The sequence below is a fragment of the Saccharopolyspora cebuensis genome, from assembly GCF_039542665.1.
GTDB classification, from domain to species: Bacteria; Actinomycetota; Actinomycetes; order Mycobacteriales; family Pseudonocardiaceae; genus Saccharopolyspora; species Saccharopolyspora cebuensis.
The window spans coordinates 69,250-84,154 of sequence record NZ_BAABII010000016.1; the positions used below are offsets into that span (position 1 = coordinate 69,250).

At 73.0% G+C, this 14,905-nt stretch carries 13 protein-coding genes; 4 read left to right on the forward strand and 9 right to left on the reverse strand.

Annotated features, from left to right (window positions below; all coding sequences use genetic code 11):
• Nucleotides 1-58 precede the first annotated feature (58 nt).
• Together ABD976_RS20490 and ABD976_RS20495 are read right to left on the reverse strand one after the other, a co-directional pair.
• Entirely contained in the window at nucleotides 59-577 is a 519-nt protein-coding gene (locus tag ABD976_RS20490) for a lytic polysaccharide monooxygenase auxiliary activity family 9 protein (RefSeq protein WP_345365613.1), read from the reverse strand.
• 298 nt (nucleotides 578-875) lie between these two features.
• The gene (locus tag ABD976_RS20495; RefSeq protein ID WP_345365615.1) at nucleotides 876-2,111 is read right to left on the reverse strand and encodes an SLC13 family permease; all 1,236 of its coding nucleotides are present in this window, start codon (nucleotides 2,109-2,111) and stop codon (nucleotides 876-878) included.
• Between the two features lie 163 nt (nucleotides 2,112-2,274).
• On the opposite strand from ABD976_RS20495, the gene ABD976_RS20500 reads away from it, so the two are divergent.
• A complete protein-coding gene (locus ABD976_RS20500) occupies nucleotides 2,275-3,273 on the forward strand; it encodes an alcohol dehydrogenase catalytic domain-containing protein (protein ID WP_345365617.1) in 999 nt (332 codons plus the stop codon).
• 29 nt (nucleotides 3,274-3,302) lie between these two features.
• On the opposite strand, the gene ABD976_RS20505 is transcribed toward ABD976_RS20500, so the two are convergent.
• Nucleotides 3,303-4,490, reverse strand: coding sequence for a CaiB/BaiF CoA transferase family protein (locus ABD976_RS20505; protein WP_345365619.1), 1,188 nt, complete (start codon nucleotides 4,488-4,490; stop codon nucleotides 3,303-3,305).
• A gap of 12 nt (nucleotides 4,491-4,502) precedes the next feature.
• Nucleotides 4,503-5,669, reverse strand: a complete 1,167-nt coding sequence (locus ABD976_RS20510; RefSeq protein WP_345365621.1) for an acyl-CoA dehydrogenase family protein — start codon at nucleotides 5,667-5,669, stop codon at nucleotides 4,503-4,505.
• Nucleotides 5,670-5,843: 174 nt separating this feature from the next.
• Here ABD976_RS20510 and ABD976_RS20515 point away from each other — a divergent pair, with 174 nt between their 5' ends.
• Nucleotides 5,844-7,184, forward strand: coding sequence for an MFS transporter (locus ABD976_RS20515; RefSeq protein WP_345365623.1), 1,341 nt, complete (start codon nucleotides 5,844-5,846; stop codon nucleotides 7,182-7,184).
• A gap of 6 nt (nucleotides 7,185-7,190) precedes the next feature.
• Here the strand turns inward: ABD976_RS20515 and ABD976_RS20520 are convergent, their stop codons facing one another.
• Nucleotides 7,191-7,604 carry a VOC family protein gene (locus tag ABD976_RS20520; RefSeq protein ID WP_345365625.1) on the reverse strand — a complete coding sequence of 138 codons (414 nt, stop codon included), beginning with the start codon at nucleotides 7,602-7,604 and terminating at the stop codon, nucleotides 7,191-7,193.
• Between the two features lie 244 nt (nucleotides 7,605-7,848).
• On the opposite strand from ABD976_RS20520, the gene ABD976_RS20525 reads away from it, so the two are divergent.
• Nucleotides 7,849-10,236 (forward strand): ATP-binding cassette domain-containing protein, encoded by a 2,388-nt coding sequence (locus tag ABD976_RS20525; protein WP_345365628.1) that lies wholly within the window; start codon nucleotides 7,849-7,851, stop codon nucleotides 10,234-10,236.
• Here the strand turns inward: ABD976_RS20525 and ABD976_RS20530 are convergent.
• Together ABD976_RS20530 and ABD976_RS20535 are read right to left on the reverse strand one after the other, a co-directional pair.
• Nucleotides 10,233-10,985, reverse strand: a complete 753-nt coding sequence (locus ABD976_RS20530) for an enoyl-CoA hydratase-related protein (protein ID WP_345365630.1) — start codon at nucleotides 10,983-10,985, stop codon at nucleotides 10,233-10,235. The genes ABD976_RS20525 and ABD976_RS20530 overlap by 4 nt on opposite strands.
• A 16-nt stretch (nucleotides 10,986-11,001) precedes the next feature.
• Complete coding sequence (locus ABD976_RS20535; protein WP_345365632.1) at nucleotides 11,002-11,823, reverse strand: acyl-CoA thioesterase; 822 nt, start codon at nucleotides 11,821-11,823, stop codon at nucleotides 11,002-11,004.
• 266 nt (nucleotides 11,824-12,089) lie between these two features.
• On the opposite strand from ABD976_RS20535, the gene ABD976_RS20540 reads away from it, so the two are divergent.
• Nucleotides 12,090-12,881: an SGNH/GDSL hydrolase family protein gene (locus ABD976_RS20540; RefSeq protein WP_345365634.1), complete on the forward strand. Its 792-nt coding sequence runs from the start codon at nucleotides 12,090-12,092 to the stop codon at nucleotides 12,879-12,881.
• Between the two features lie 67 nt (nucleotides 12,882-12,948).
• Here ABD976_RS20540 and ABD976_RS20545 read toward each other — a convergent pair whose 3' ends face one another.
• Nucleotides 12,949-13,683 (reverse strand): Mut7-C RNAse domain-containing protein, encoded by a 735-nt coding sequence (locus tag ABD976_RS20545; protein WP_345365636.1) that lies wholly within the window; start codon nucleotides 13,681-13,683, stop codon nucleotides 12,949-12,951.
• Between the two features lie 29 nt (nucleotides 13,684-13,712).
• Nucleotides 13,713-14,792, reverse strand: coding sequence for an LLM class flavin-dependent oxidoreductase (locus tag ABD976_RS20550; protein WP_345365638.1), 1,080 nt, complete (start codon nucleotides 14,790-14,792; stop codon nucleotides 13,713-13,715).
• Nucleotides 14,793-14,905: the final 113 nt, after the last annotated feature.

The window sequence follows — 14,905 nt, forward strand, 5'->3', positions numbered from 1 at the left end:
CCGGTGCGGCGGGCGGCCATGCCGGTGGCGGGCCCCGACCGGGCCCGCCACCGGTGCCTCAGCCACCGATGTTGAGATCGATGCAGGCGTAGAAGGCGTTGGCGGTGTCGGCGACGTTCCACCGCGCCAGCACCGTCTGCTCCCCGCTGTAGCCGCTGAGGTCGACGGTGTGCGACAGCTGCCGCGGCGGCTGCTGACCGCCCTGGTCGAAGGTGGCGACCTTGTTGCCGCCGATGAAGTACTCCCAGGTCGAGGTGCGGTGCGGCGCCGTGAGGGTCCAGTCGAAGTTGACCGTGGTGCCGACCGGGGTGTGCACCCAGCCCTTGCTGTCGTCGTCCAGCTCGGCGAACCGGGAGTTGCCGCCGCTGCAGCTCATCAGGCCCTTCGGGCCCTCCACGCTGTGCGGCTCCCACTTGATGGCGCCGCACTCGATGGTGCCCTCGGCGCACTGCGCCTGCCTGCTCGGCGGCGAGTTGACGTAGCCGTGCGCGCTCGCGGTGCCCGCGGGGATGCCTACCAGGAGAGGTGCGATCGCCGCGCCGACCGCGGCAGCCGTCACCTTGCGCTTCTTGCTCATCTCAGCTCCTTGTCGTGCGGACGCGCGGCGAGGGGTTCCCGCGCGGCCGGGGATCCACAACGGCGACGGGGGAGTGATTGCGGTGCCGGTGGGCGGAACCGCGAACGGCCGTTGTGTGGTCTGGACCATATTCGGGTATGTCAGCGCAGGTCAAGCGCCCGCAAATCCGTCACCGACTTGGCGTAAACCAGTTTGTCGGGTGGTCCGGACGGCAATTGATGATGTCAGAGGAATTGTTCCCGCGATAACAATTGCGGACTATCGCCAACTTAAGGGCGCTTCAGCTCGTGACATCGATTCAGAGCAGTCCCGGCACCACCAGGACCACCCACGCCAGCGCCGGACCGAGCAGCACCACGGCCCCGCTGTAGGCGAGCATCCGCCGGTACAGCGCTTCCCGGGCGTCGTCGGCGGCGTTGGCCAGCACCAGCGCGCCGTTGGTGGAGAACGGGCTGACGTCCACCACGGTCGCCGCCACCGCCAGCGCCGCGACCATGCCGACCGCGCCGATCTCGCCCTGGGCCAGGAACGGCACCGACAGCGGGATCAGCACCCCCAGGATCGCCACCGAGGAGGCGAAGGCGCTGGCGATCCCGCCGATCAGGCACAGCAGCAGCGCCGCCACCAGCGGCATCCCCATCCCGGCGACCGCCCGGCTGACGTAGTCGACGGTCCCGGCCCGCTCCAGCACGCCGACGTAGGTCAGCACCCCGCCGATGAGCAGCACGGTCGACCAGCTGATCCGCTCGACCGCCCCGGTGCGGGCGGCCGGGGAGACCAGCACGAGCACCACCGACAGGGTCAGCGCGAGGAACCCGACGTCGAGGTCGAACAGCACGGTGCCCAGGGCCAGCGCCAGCACGGCGCCGCCGGTGAGCACCTGGTCGAGGCGCACCCGCTGCGCCCGCGCTCCCGCGTCGTCCTCGACCCGCAGCCGCACCAGCCGGCGCCCGCCGCGCAGCGCGAACACGACCGCGCCGGCCGCGATGTTGAACAGCAGCGGGGCCAGCGCCAGCACGACCGGATCGCCGGGCAGCCCCGCGCCGCCCACCACCCCGTTGACGAAGCTGCCGTACACGCTGGTCGGGGCGAACGCGCCGCCGAGCGCACCGTGCACGACCAGCATCCCCATCAGCAGCGGGTCGATCCCGTACCGGCGGGCGCAGCCCAGCGCCAGCGGCGCCACGATCGCCACCGCGAACAGCGCGCCGATCGACATCAGCAGGGCGGCGACCGCGAAGAAGATCCACGGCACCAGGGCGGCCCGGCCGCGCACCGAGCGCACCGCCGCGCCCACCAGCAGGTCGACGGTGCCGTTGCGCTCGGCGATCCCGAACAGGTAGGTGACGCCGACCAGCGTGAGGAACAGGTCGCCCGGGAACCCGGCGATGATGTCCTCGGTGCTCATGCCGACCGCCAGGGTGCCGACGCCGAACGCGGCCACGAAGCCGAGCACGCCCAGGTTCACCGGCAGCGTCGTCCCCGCGGCGAAGATCAGGACGAGCACGACCAGCGACACGACCTGCGGTCCCATCCGCCACCTCCACGTCGAGCGCGGTCAGCCTCCACGGGCCCCGCGCGGGTCGTCAAGATCACCCGATCGGCTGGACAGTCCCGCGACCGGCCCCTAGCGTCAGAGGGAATCGGGCGTCAGAAGGAATCGGGGCACCAGAAGGACTCGGGCGGGAGGGGATGCGATGCGCGCGCTCACCACCCGGGGGTCGGTCGTCGACCTGCCCGAGCCGTCCCCGGCCGAGGGGGAACTGCTGGTCGAGGCGGTGGCGCTGGGCGTTTGCGGGACCGACCGCGAGGTCCTGGCGGGCCGCATCGGCAGGCCGCCGCCGGACCGGAACTGGTACGTGCTCGGTCACGAATCGCTGGGCCGGGTGGTGCGGGCCCCGGAGGGCTCCGGCTTCGCGCCCGGGGACCTGGTCACCGGCATCGTCCGCCGCCCCGACCCGCTGCCCTGCCCGCTGTGCGCCGTCGGCCGGTTCGACCTGTGCGAGAACGGGCGGTACGCCGAGCGCGGCATCCAGGGCCTCGACGGCTACGGCGCGCAGCGCTTCCCCCTGGAACCGGAGTACGCCGTCGGCGTCGCCGACGCCCTCGGCGGGCTCGGCGTGCTCGTCGAACCCACCAGCGTGGTCGCCAAGGCCTGGCAGCGGATCGACCACGTCGTCCAACGCCCGCTGCGGCGCGCGCTGGTGCTGGGCGCGGGACCGATCGGCCTGCTGGCCGCGCTGCTCGGCGTGCAGCGCGGGCTGGAGGTGCACGTGGTCGACCGGGTGGTGGGCGGCCCGAAGCAGCGGCAGGCCCGCGCGCTCGGCGCCGAGTACCACGCCTCGCCGGAGGGGCTGGGCCGCTTCGACGCGGTGCTGGAGTGCACCGGCGTGCTCGTGCCGGAAGCGGTCGAGCACACCGCCGCGGCAGGCGGTGCGGTGCTGATCGGCCACGGTGGCGGGAGCCGCACGCTCGACCTGGCGGCGTTCAACGACGACCTGCTGGGCGGGAACAAGGCGGTGCTCGGCTCGGTCAACTCGCGCCGCGAGCACTTCGCGGCGGCCCACGACGCCCTGTGCGCCGCCGACCCGGACTGGCTGGCGGGCCTGGTGACCTGCACCGTCCCGCTGGAGCAGTGGGGCGTCGCGTTCGAGACCGGCCCGGACGACATCAAGTCGATCATCACCTTCGGCTAGCGGGTCGCTCGCCGGCGCGGCCCCGTCCCTCAGCACGGCGGTTCGACGGCGGCGCCCGCGGCGACCAGATCGTCGATCTCGGCGTTGGAGTAGCCCAGCGAAGCCAGCACGCCGCGGGTGTCGGCGCCGTGCCCGCGCGGTGCGCTGCGCACCGCGCCCGGCGTCCGCTCCAGCGTGATCGGGATGCCGGTCGCGCGGTAGTCGCCGTCGGTCACCACCATCCCGCGGTGCAGGACGTGCGGATCGGTGAGCGCCTCGCCGACGTCGTGCACCGGGGTGGCCGGGACCCCGCGCGCGAGCAGCGCGGTGGCCAGCTCCCGCCGCGGGTGCCGGGCGATCCGCTCGGCCAGCAGCGGGCGCAGCGCCGCCACGTTGCCGACCCGGTCGGCGTTGGTGCGGAACCTCGGGTCGTCGGCGAGTTCGGGAATCCCCAGCAGCTCGGTGAACCCGCCGAACTGGCGGTCGTTGCCGACGCCGATGAAGACCAGTCCGTCGGCGGCCTCGAAGGTGTCGTAGGGGGCGATCGACGGGTGCGCCGACCCGGTCCGGCGGGCCGGCTCGCCGTCGGCCAGCCACGACGGGGAATGCGGGTGCAGCAACGAGATCGCGGTGTCGATCAGCGCGCAGTCCACCAGCTGGCCCCGCCCGCTGCGCCGCCGCTCGTGCAGCGCGAGCAGGATGCCGGAGAACGCGTAGATCCCGGTGACCATGTCCACCACGGGCACGCCGACCCGCAGCGGCGGACCGGTGGGTTCGCCGTTGATGCTCATCAGCCCGCCGTAGGCCTGGGCCACCGCGTCGTAGCCGGGCATCCCGCCCATCGGCCCGTCGGTGCCGAAGCCGGTGATCCGGCACTGGACCAGCCGCGGGTAGCGCTCGCGCAGCACCTCGTCGGGCAGCCCCCACCCGGCCAGCGTCCCGGCCTTGAAGTTCTCCACCAGCACGTCGCTGCCGGCCAGCAGCTCGGCGAGCACCCGCTGCCCGGACTCGGTGCGCAGGTCCAGTCCGATGTTGGCCTTGTTGCGGTTGACCCCGGTGTAGTAGGCGCTCGTGGTCGCGTCCACGAACGGCGGTCCCCACGTCCGGGTCTCGTCCCCGGCCGGTGCTTCGACCTTGACGACCTCGGCACCGTGGTCGGCGAGCATCTGGGTGCACAGCGGTCCGGCGAGCACCCGCGAGAGGTCCAGCACGCGCAGCCCGTCGAGGCTTCCGGTCATGACATCTCCTGGTCAGTACGACTTGGGCAGGCCGAGCACGTGCTGGGCGACGTAGTTGAGCACCATCTCCTGGCTGACCGGGGCCAGGCGCAGGATCCGGGACTCCCGGAAGTAGCGCTCGACGTGGTAATCGCGGGCGTAACCCATGCCGCCGTGGGTCTGCACGGCCTGGTCGGCGGCCTGGAAACCGGCCTCGGCGCACAGCCACTTGGCCATGTTCGCCTCCCGGCCGCAGGGCAGTCCCCGGTCGTAGCGCCAGGCGGCGTTGCGCGCCATGAGCTCGGCGGCGTCGAGGCGGGTCGCGGCTTCGGCCAGCGGGAAGGCGACGCCCTGGTTCTGCCCGATGGGGCGGTCGAACACCACTCGCTCCCCGGCGTAGCGCACCGCGCGCTCCAGCGCGGCCCGGCCGATGCCCAGCGCTTCGTGGGCGAGCAGGATGCGCTCGGGGTTCAGCCCGTCGAGCAGGTGGCGGAACCCCTCGCCCTCCTCGCCGACCCGGGCGGAGTCCGGCACGAACAGGTCGTCGAGGAGCACCTCGTAGGAGGCCACCGCGTTGCGGCCGAGCTTGGGGATCGGGTTCAGGTGGACGTGCGCCGGGTCGAGGTCGACGAGGAACAGGCTCATCCCGTCGGTGGGGCGCGCGACTTCCTCGCGCCGGGTGGTGCGGGCGATGAGCACCATCTTCTGGGAGTCGCCCGCCTTGGTGATCCACACCTTGCGCCCGTTGACCCGGTAGCCGCCGGGCACGCGTTCGGCGAAGGTGGTGATCCGGGTGGTGTCGGTGCCCGCGTCGGGTTCGGTGACGCCGAAGCACACGTGCAGCGAGCCGTCGGCCGCGGCGGGCAGCACCTCCCGGCGCAGCCGCTCGCTGCCGTGCTTGACGATGGTGTTGAGCCCGAAGATGGTCAGGTGCATCGTGCTGCACCCGTTCATCCCCGCCCCGGCGGCGGCGACCTCCTCCAGCAGCAGCGCCGCTTCGCTGATCCCGAGCCCGCCGCCGCCGTACCGCTCGGGGATGGCGATGCCGAGCCAGCCGCCGGCGGCGAAGGCGTCGTAGAACTCCCACGGGAATTCGCCCGCGTGGTCGCGCTCGGCCCAGTACTCGTCGGAGAACGTCCGGGCGAGGGCGCGCGCCCCTTCCCGCAGCGCCTGCTGGTCCTCGGTCGGTGCGAAGTCCATCGGATCCTCTCGCGTTCTCAAATACGGACGCGAATCGTTGATCCGCGAACGTAGCGCAGTGTTGTCCGCGATCTGCCCGGCTGTCAACGCCGGAACTAATAAAGAAAAGCGGACTGTTGACGTGACCGAGGCCACTCCCTAGCATCGCCGCTCAATAGTCGTTCGGATATGCGGATGAGGGCGAGGACGATGACCGAGCAGCCGACTGCGCCGTCGAGGACGCCCCGGGCCGTGGGGCCCGCCGTGGTGATCGGCTCGGCCCTGGAGTGGTTCGACTTCTACCTCTACGCCTCGATGGCGGCGCTGGTGTTCGGACCGGTGTTCTTCCCGTCGGCGAGCCCGGCCGCGGGCACGCTGGCCTCCGTCGCGACCTTCGCGGTCGGCTTCCTGGCCCGGCCCTTCGGCGGCATCGTGTTCGGGATGCTCGGCGACCGGGTGGGGCGCAAAGCGGTGCTCACCCTGACCTTCCTGCTGATGGGGGTCTCCTCGGGCCTGATCGGGCTGCTGCCCACCTACGAGACGGCGGGCATCCTCGCCCCGGTGCTGCTGGTCGTGCTGCGGGTGTTCCAGGGCCTCGGGGCCGGTGCGGAGCTGGGCAGCGCCATCGCCGTGTCCTACGAGCACGCCGCGCCCGGATCGCGCGGCCGGATCGCCTCGTTGCCCGCGCTCGGCGTGAACATCGGCCTGCTGGTGTCCTCGCTGACCGTCACCGTGCTGACCAGCACCAGCGAGGAGTTCTTGCACGGCTGGGGTTGGCGGCTGCCCTACCTGGCCAGCTTCGCCCTGGTCGGGCTGGGGATCTGGGTGCGCACCCGGCTGCCGGAGACCCCGGAGTTCGAGCGGGTCTCGCGCGCCGAGCGCTCCGGGCGGCGCCCGCTGCGGGACCTGCTGCGCTCGGACTGGCGCGGCCTGGCGGTGGTCATGGCGATCACCATCGGCTACAACGGCGTCAGCTACATCTTCAAGACGTTCTCGCTGTCCTACCTGACCCAGTTCCAGGGCGTGGCGGCCAACGTCGGGGCGTTCGGCGTCACCCTGGCCAGCGCGGTGGCCATCGCCACCGTGCCGATCGCCGGGCGGATCTGCGACGTGGTGGGCGCCCGGCGGCTCGTGCTCCTCGGCGCGGTCGGCACCGCGGCGCTGGCGTTCCCGTTCTTCTGGCTGCTCGACTCCGGGCACGACCTGGCGATCTGGGCGGCGCTGGTGCTGGCCACCGGCATCGTGGTGCCCATGATGCTCGCGGCGCAGGGCGCCTTCCTGGCCTCGCAGTTCCCGGCCGGGGTGCGGGCGTCGGGACTCGGCACCGGGCGGGAGGTCGGCGGCGCGTTCTCCGGCGGCCTGGCGCCGTTGGCGGCGCTGGCCCTGGTGACCGCCTCCCCGACGCACGCGACGTGGGGCGTTTCGATGCTGTTCCTGGCGGGCGCGCTGTTCATCGGCGTCGGAGCGCTGTGCGACCAGAGCCGCCGCGTGGCGACCGCCGAAGCCGCCGAGGCCGAGCGCGCGCTGCGCGGGTGAGCCGGGTCAGCCGGTGGCGGGCGGATCGGCGTAGCGGCCCTCCAGGATCCCGGTCGCCTGGCCGATCTCGATCAGGTAGCCGTCGGGATCGCGGAGGTAGCAGCGGATCTCGGCGGTGCGGTCCAGCGGTTCGGTGACGAACTCGGCCCCTTTGGCGCGGGCGTCGGCGTAGAAGGCCGCGATGTCGGCCACCCGCACGTTGAGGAACGCGGAGGCGGTGTCGGTGCGCTCCGGTGGCGCCAGGGTGATGCCCGGCTTGTCCGGGGTGGGGCCGCCGCCCGGGTTCATGATGAGCCAGGAGTTGGCGATCCGGATCGTGCACGGGTTCTCCGGCAGCACCACCTCGCCGTCGAAGACGTCGGTGTAGAAGGCGCGGGAGCGGGCGACGTCGGACACGGTGAGGAAGTGCGTGACGAGCATCCCCCGCTCCGGCGCGGGAAAGCGGTGCGGGTCCATGGTGCCTGCCCCCTCCGTGGCGGGCCGGGAGCGCGGCGTCCCGGCGCAGCTACCGATGGTGGGCCACCCGGCCCCGGCCCGCCACCGCCGCGGCCGGGCGCACGGCCCCTGTCCGCCACCGGCGGTAGCCTGTCGCGGCCCGCGCTCGCCGTCGCGGGGCCTGCGTCCCGAGCGAGCCGAGGGCCGCCGTCCAGCCGAGGGGGACACGATGAGCACGGACGCGGATCCGCCCGCCGCCGACAGCCACGACCTGATCCGCGTGCACGGCGCGCGCGAGAACAACCTCGCCGATGTCAGCATCGAGCTGCCGAAGCGCAGGCTGACGGTGTTCACCGGCGTCTCCGGCTCGGGCAAGAGCTCGCTGGTGTTCGGCACGATCGCCGCGGAGTCGCAGCGGCTGATCAACGAGACCTACACCGCGTTCGTGCAGGGTTTCATGCCGACCCTGGCCCGGCCCGAGGTCGACGTGCTCGACGGCCTGACCACCGCGATCATCGTCGACCAGCAGCGGATGGGCGCCGATCCGCGCTCCACGGTCGGCACCGCCACCGATGCCAACGCGATGCTGCGCATCCTCTTCAGCCGGCTCGGGCAGCCGCACCTCGGCCCGCCCACCGCCTTCGCCTTCAACCTCCCCACGGTCCGGGCCAGCGGTGCGATCACCGCCGAACGGGGCGACCGCAAGACGGTCAAGCAGACCTTCACCCGGGCCGGTGGCATGTGCCCGCACTGCGACGGCCGGGGCGCGGTCACCGACATCGACCTCGCCCAGCTCTACGACGACACCAAGTCGCTGTCCGAAGGGGCCTTCACCATCCCGGGCTGGAAGTCGGACAGCTTCTGGACGGTGCGGCTCTACGCGGAGTCGGGTTTCCTCGACCCGCACAAGCCGATCCGCGAGTTCACCGAGCAGGAGATGCGGGACTTCCTGCACCGGGAGCCGACCAAGGTGAAGGTCGACGGCGTGAACCTCACCTACGAAGGGCTGCTGCCCAAGATCCGCAAGTCGTTCCTGGCCAAGGACCGGGAAGCGATGCAGCCGCACATCCGGGAGTTCGTGGACCGGGCGGTCACCTTCACCGCGTGCCCCGAGTGCGGCGGCACCCGGCTCAGCGAGGCGGCCCGGTCGTCGAAGATCGGCGGGACCAGCATCGCCGACGCCTGCGCGATGCAGATCAGCGACCTGGCCGAGTGGGTGCGCGGCCTCGACGAGCCGTCGGTGGCACCGCTGCTCACCGCGCTGCGGCGGACCCTCGACTCGTTCGTGGAGATCGGCCTCGGCTACCTCTCGCTGGACCGGCCGTCGGGTTCGCTGTCGGGCGGCGAGGCCCAGCGCACCAAGATGATCCGCCACCTCGGTTCCTCCCTCACCGACGTCACCTACGTCTTCGACGAGCCCACCGCCGGCCTGCACCCGCACGACGTCCGGCGGATGAACGACCTGCTCCTGCTGCTGCGGGACAAGGGCAACACGGTGCTGGTCGTGGAGCACGAGCCGGAGGTGATCGAGATCGCCGACCACGTGGTCGACCTCGGTCCCGGCGCCGGTGCGGCGGGCGGCACCGTCTGCTTCGAGGGCACCGTCGACGGGCTGCGCGCCAGCGGCACCCGCACCGGCCGCCACCTCGACGACCGCGCCGCCCTCAAGGAGCAGGTGCGCACGCCCACCGGCGCGCTGGAGATCCGCGGTGCCTCGACGCACAACCTGCGCGACGTCGACGTCGACATCCCGCTCGGGGTGCTCGTCGTCGTCACCGGCGTCGCCGGGTCCGGCAAGAGCTCGCTGGTGCACGGGTCGATCCCGGCGGGCGCGGGCGTGGTGTCGATCGACCAGGACCCGATCCGCGGTTCGCGGCGCAGCAACCCGGCGACCTACACCGGCGCGCTCGACCCGATCCGCAAGGCGTTCGCGAAGGCCAACGGCGTGAAGCCCGCGCTGTTCAGCTCGAACTCGGAGGGGGCCTGCCCGCAGTGCGGCGGCGCGGGCGTCCTGCACACCGACCTGGCGATGATGGCCGAGGTCGCCGTCACCTGCGAGGAGTGCGAGGGCAAGCGGTTCCAGCCGTCCGTGCTGCGGTACCGGCTCGGCGGCAAGGACATCAGCGAGGTGCTCGCGCTGTCGGTGGGCGAGGCGGCGGAGTTCTTCGGCGCCGGGGACGCGCGCACCCCGGCCGCGCACGCCGTCCTGCGCCGGCTCGTCGACGTCGGGCTCGGCTACCTCACCCTCGGCCAGCCGCTCACGACGCTGTCCGGCGGCGAGCGGCAGCGGCTCAAGCTGGCCTCCCGGATGGCCGAGGAGGGCGGCGTCTACGTCCTCGACGAGCCGACCACCGGCCTGCACCTCGCCGACGTCGAGCACCTGCTCGGCCTGCTCGACCGGCTCGTCGACGGGGGCACCTCGGTGATCGTCGTCGAACACCACCAGGCGGTGATGGCGCACGCCGACTGGATCGTCGACCTCGGTCCCGGCGCCGGGCACGACGGTGGCCGGGTCGTCTTCGAAGGCACCCCCGCCGAGCTCGTCGCCGCCCGCTCCACCCTCACCGGCGACCACCTCGCGGCCGCCGTCGGGCGAGGCGCCTCCCGAGCGCCCTAGCGGCCGCTCCAGCGCGGCGGGCGCTTCTCCAGGAACGCCTGGACGCCCTCCCGCTGGTCCGCGGTGTCGTGCACGGCGGCGATGGCCTCCTCGGTGGCCCGCCAGCCCTCCGCCTCCGAGGCCGCGGCCCAGCGCCGCATCGCCGCCAGGCTGGCCCCGACCGCGGTGGGGGAGTTGCGGCAGATGCGCTCGGCCAGCGCCAGGGCGGCGGGCTCCGCCGCGCCGTCCTCGGTCACCTCGTTGACGAGCCCGGCGGCGTGGGCCCGCGCGGCGTCGAAGGGATCGCCGGTGAGCGCGAGCTCGTGGGCCAGATTCAGCGGCAGCGCGCGCGGACCGCGGAACAGCCCGGCGCAGGTCGGCACCACGCCGCGGGCGACCTCGGGCAGCCCGAACCGGGCCGACCGCCCGGCCACCACCAGATCGCAGGCGAGCACCATTTCGAGGCCGCCGCCCAGCGCCGGGCCTTCCACGGCGGCGATCAGCGGGGTGCGCCGGTCGCGGCGGATCAGCCCGTACTCGCCGCCCCGCTCGGTGGAGTAGTCGCCGAGGGCCGTCAGGTCGCTGCCCGCCGAGAAGACCGCCGGTGTCCCGGTGAGCACCCCGGCCCGCAGGTCGGGGTCGTCGTCGAGGAGGTTGAACGCCTCGTCCAGCGCGTCGGCCAGCGCCCGGTCGACCGCGTTGCGCTTGTGCTCCCGGTTCATCCGGATCAGCAGGACGTGGCCGCGGCGTTCGGTGATCGTCAGGGTCATGCGGGCCTCCCGGTGGTCATCGCCGCTTGTTCCGGAACAGCGTCTCCTGGGCCAGGCTCGCGAGCAGGAGCCCGTCGGCGCCGAACAGCGACCCGGTGTACCAGCCGCGACCGGCCGCCGCCGCGTGCGGGACCAGGTCGGTGAGCACCCAGTCGTCCATCCGGGCCGGGTGGTGGAACCAGACGGCGTGGTCGAGGCTCGACCCGGGCTTGGCCTCGTCGGTGCGCAGCGGTCCCAGCCCGGTGGAGATGTCCGACAGGTAGGTCAGCACCGAGGCGTGCAGCAGCGGGTCGGCCGGCAGCTCGCTGGTGCAGCGCGCCCAGAACCGCGTCGGGTAGCCCGGGTCCTCGTGCGGCTGCGGGACCGCGCGGCCCTCCATCGAGAACAGCCGGGGGATCGGGTAGGGCTCCGACCCGGCCGGGTCCGGCACCTCGGGCATCGTCGAGAGCTGCGCCTCCACGCCTTCCTGGCGCAGGTGGAACGAGGACGACATGTTGAAGATGACCTCGCCGCGCTGGGTGGCCACCACCCGCCGCGCCGAGAAGGACCGGCCGTCCCGGTCCCGGTACACCCGGAACACGGTGGGCAGGGTGGCGTCGCCGGCGCGCAGGAAGTAGCCGTGCAGGGAGTGCGGCAGCCGGTCGGCTTCGACGGTGCGCCCGGCCGCCAGCAGCGCCTGGGCGGCGACCTGGCCGCCGTAGAGCGCGTAGGGCTCGGCGAAGACCATGCCCGCGCGGAAGATGTCGCTCTCGATCCGTTCCAGGTCGAGCATGGTCAGCAGCGGATCGTGGCCGGGCGCGGCCGGCCCGCCGGGCGCGGTGTCGAGCGTCGGTTCCATGCCGACATGATGGCAGCCCGGCGCCGCGTCCGGATGTGACGCACGGCTCGCCCGGCCGGGGCCGCGTCGCGCCGCGGTTAGTCCAATGTGGACTGGCGCCGCCGAACGGCGCAGCGGAATTGGCGCACCTGGCGGATTTTCCGTTTCGCGCGGTCCGTGCCGAGTCTTCCGCTACTGGCGGGTATACGACAATTCTGACGGTATATCGGGAATCCGACCTTGAATGAACGTCGTCCGCACTCCGCTCCCCGTTACCGGAGGAAGCAATGCGCCACGTTCCCCAGGTCGCCGCCCTCGGTGCGCTCGCCTTGGCGGGTACGCTGCTGGCCGCTCCCGCCCACGCCCAGTCCGCCGCCGAGAACTACGTCGCCTTGGGCGACTCCTACTCCTCCGGGGTGGGCACCCGCGAGTACTTCGAGGACAGCGGCGACTGCCGGCGCAGTCCGCACGCCTACCCGCAGCTGTGGGCCGACGCCAACGGCGTGGCCGACTTCGCCTTCGACGCCTGCGGCGGGGCCACCACCGACGACGTCAACGCCGAACAGCTCGGCTCGCTCGGCGCGGACACCACCCTGGTCACCCTCTCGGTCGGCGGCAACGACGTCGGGTTCGCCGACGTCGTGCAGTCCTGCTTGCTGGGCACCGACTCCAGCTGCGACGACGCGGTGACCGAGGCCGTGCAGGAGGCCACCTCGGTGCTGCCCGGCAAGCTCGACACCACCTACGCCAACATCGGCGAGGCCGCGCCCAACGCCGAGGTCGTGGTGCTCGGCTACCCGCGCCTCAACGATCTCGGGGACTGCGGCATCCCCGGCTTCACCGTGGCCAAGCGGGAGCGGCTCAACGAGGGCGCCGACGAGCTGGCCGCGGTGATCTCCGAGCGCGCGCGGGCGGCCGGGTTCACCTTCGCCGATCCGCGCGAGCGGTTCGACGGCCACGGCGTGTGCAGCGACGCGGAGTGGATCAACGGGCCCAGCCTGCCGCTGGTGGAGTCGTTCCACCCGAACGTCGCCGGCCAGGCCGAGGGCTACCTGCCCACCCTCGAAGCGGCGCTGTGACGCCTGACCCCCGCGCCCCGGGCGGCGGTGCCACCCGCACCGCCGCCCGGGGCCGTCGAGATGCGGCTCACCCGCCCGGAGCCGCGCCGCCCGGCGGACCGCCGCCCCGGGCCCGGCGGATCATCTCCTCGATGCGGCGGGAGTGCGCACCCCGCCAGTAGACCTGGCCGCAGTCCCGGCAGCGGGCGAACTCGTCGTGCTCGCGCAGGGTTCCGGGCTGGAGCCGGTGGGCGACCTCCTGCTTGGCCACCGGCTCCAGCGGCCCACCGCAGGCCGCGCAGCGGGTCCACGGGGCCAGCGCTGGGCGGAACCGGTCCAGGACGTCGGCGAGCTGCTCGTCGGTGGTCCGGCCCCGGACGTAGGCGCCGGTGGTGACCGCGCGCCGGCGCAGCAGCCCCCGGTCCTGGGTGAGCAGCACCCGGTCTTCCCGGTGCGCCCGCTCGGCGAGCTCGTCGTCGGTGGCGTCGTTGCGGTAGGACGCGTCCAGCCCGAGCAGCCGCATCCGGCGGGCCAGCGCGCCGAAGTGGACGTCCAGCAGGAAGCGGGCCGGCACCGGCTGCGGACGCCGCACCGGCCGGACCTCGACGCTCGACCCGGCGGCGGCCCGCGCGCCGGGCGCGGCCGCGGCGCCGTCCAGCAGCAGCGCCCCGACCTCGGGCAGCGGGACGCCGAGCGATTCGACGACGTGGCCGATCGTGGCGGTCGGGTCGTGGCGCACCGCGGCCTGCCCGCCCCGGTACCGCCGGGGCAGGAAGAACCGCAGTTCCGGGGCGATCAGCACCCGCACCGCTCGATCGGCCATGCGCGGTCCTCAGCCCGGGAGCCCGCTGCTCATCGCGCGGCCTCCCGCGCCGCGCGCAGCGAGGCGTGGGTGGGCGCGTCGGGCACGTGGGCGGGCCGGTCCTTGGCGAACTCCGCGCGCAGCACCGCGACCACCTCGCCGAGGTGGTCGAGCTGCTCCAGGACGGTCTTGAGCGGCAGCCCGGCGTGGTCGACGAGGAACAGCTGGCGCTGGTAGTCCCCGACGTAGTCGCGGAAGCCGAGGGTCCGGTCGATGACCTGCTGCGGGCTGCCCACGGTCAGCGGGGTCTGGGTGGAGAAGTCCTCCAACGACGGCCCGCCGCCGTAGACCGGGGCGTGGTCGAAGTAGGGGCGGAACTCCCGGACCGCGTCCTGGGAGTTCGGCCGGATGAACACCTGGCCGCCCAGCCCGACGATGGCCTGGTCGGCGCGTCCGTGCCCGTGGTGCTCGAACCGCCTGCGGTACACCTCGATCATGCGGCGGGTGTGCTCGGCGGGCCAGAAGATGTGGTTGTGGAAGAAGCCGTCGCCGTAGTAGGCGGCCTGCTCGGCGATCTCCGGGCTGCGGATCGAGCCGTGCCAGACGAAGGGCGGCACGCCGTCGAGCGGACGCGGCGTCGAGGTGAAGCCCTGCAGCGGGGTGCGGAACCGGCCTTCCCAGTCCACCACGTCCTCCCGCCACAGCCGGTGCAGCAGCGCGTAGTTCTCGATCGCCAGCGGGATGCCCTGCCGGATGTCCTGGCCGAACCACGGGTACACCGGCGGGGTGTTGCCCCGGCCCAGCATGAGGTCGGCGCGGCCGTCGGCGAGGTGCTGCAGCATCGCGAAGTCCTCGGCGATCTTCACCGGGTCGTTGGTGGTGATCAGCGTCGTGGACGTCGACAGCACGAGCCGTTCGGTGCTCGCGGCGAGGTAGCCGAGCATCGTGGTGGGGGAGGAGGGCACGAACGGCGGGTTGTGGTGCTCGCCGGTGGCGAACACGTCGAGGCCGACCTCCTCGGCCTTCTGCGCGATCCGCACCATCGCCTTGATCCGCTCGGCCTCCGTCGGCGTCCGACCCGTCGTCGGGTCGGTGGTGACATCACCGACGGTGAAGACCCCGAACTGCATGGCGCATCCTCCCGGAAAGTTCAATGTTCAACTAAACGTCCCCAACGGCGCCCTTCCGGGAGATATTCCCCGGTCGCGCGGTGTGACGCACGGCACGGGTCAACCGCGCTCCG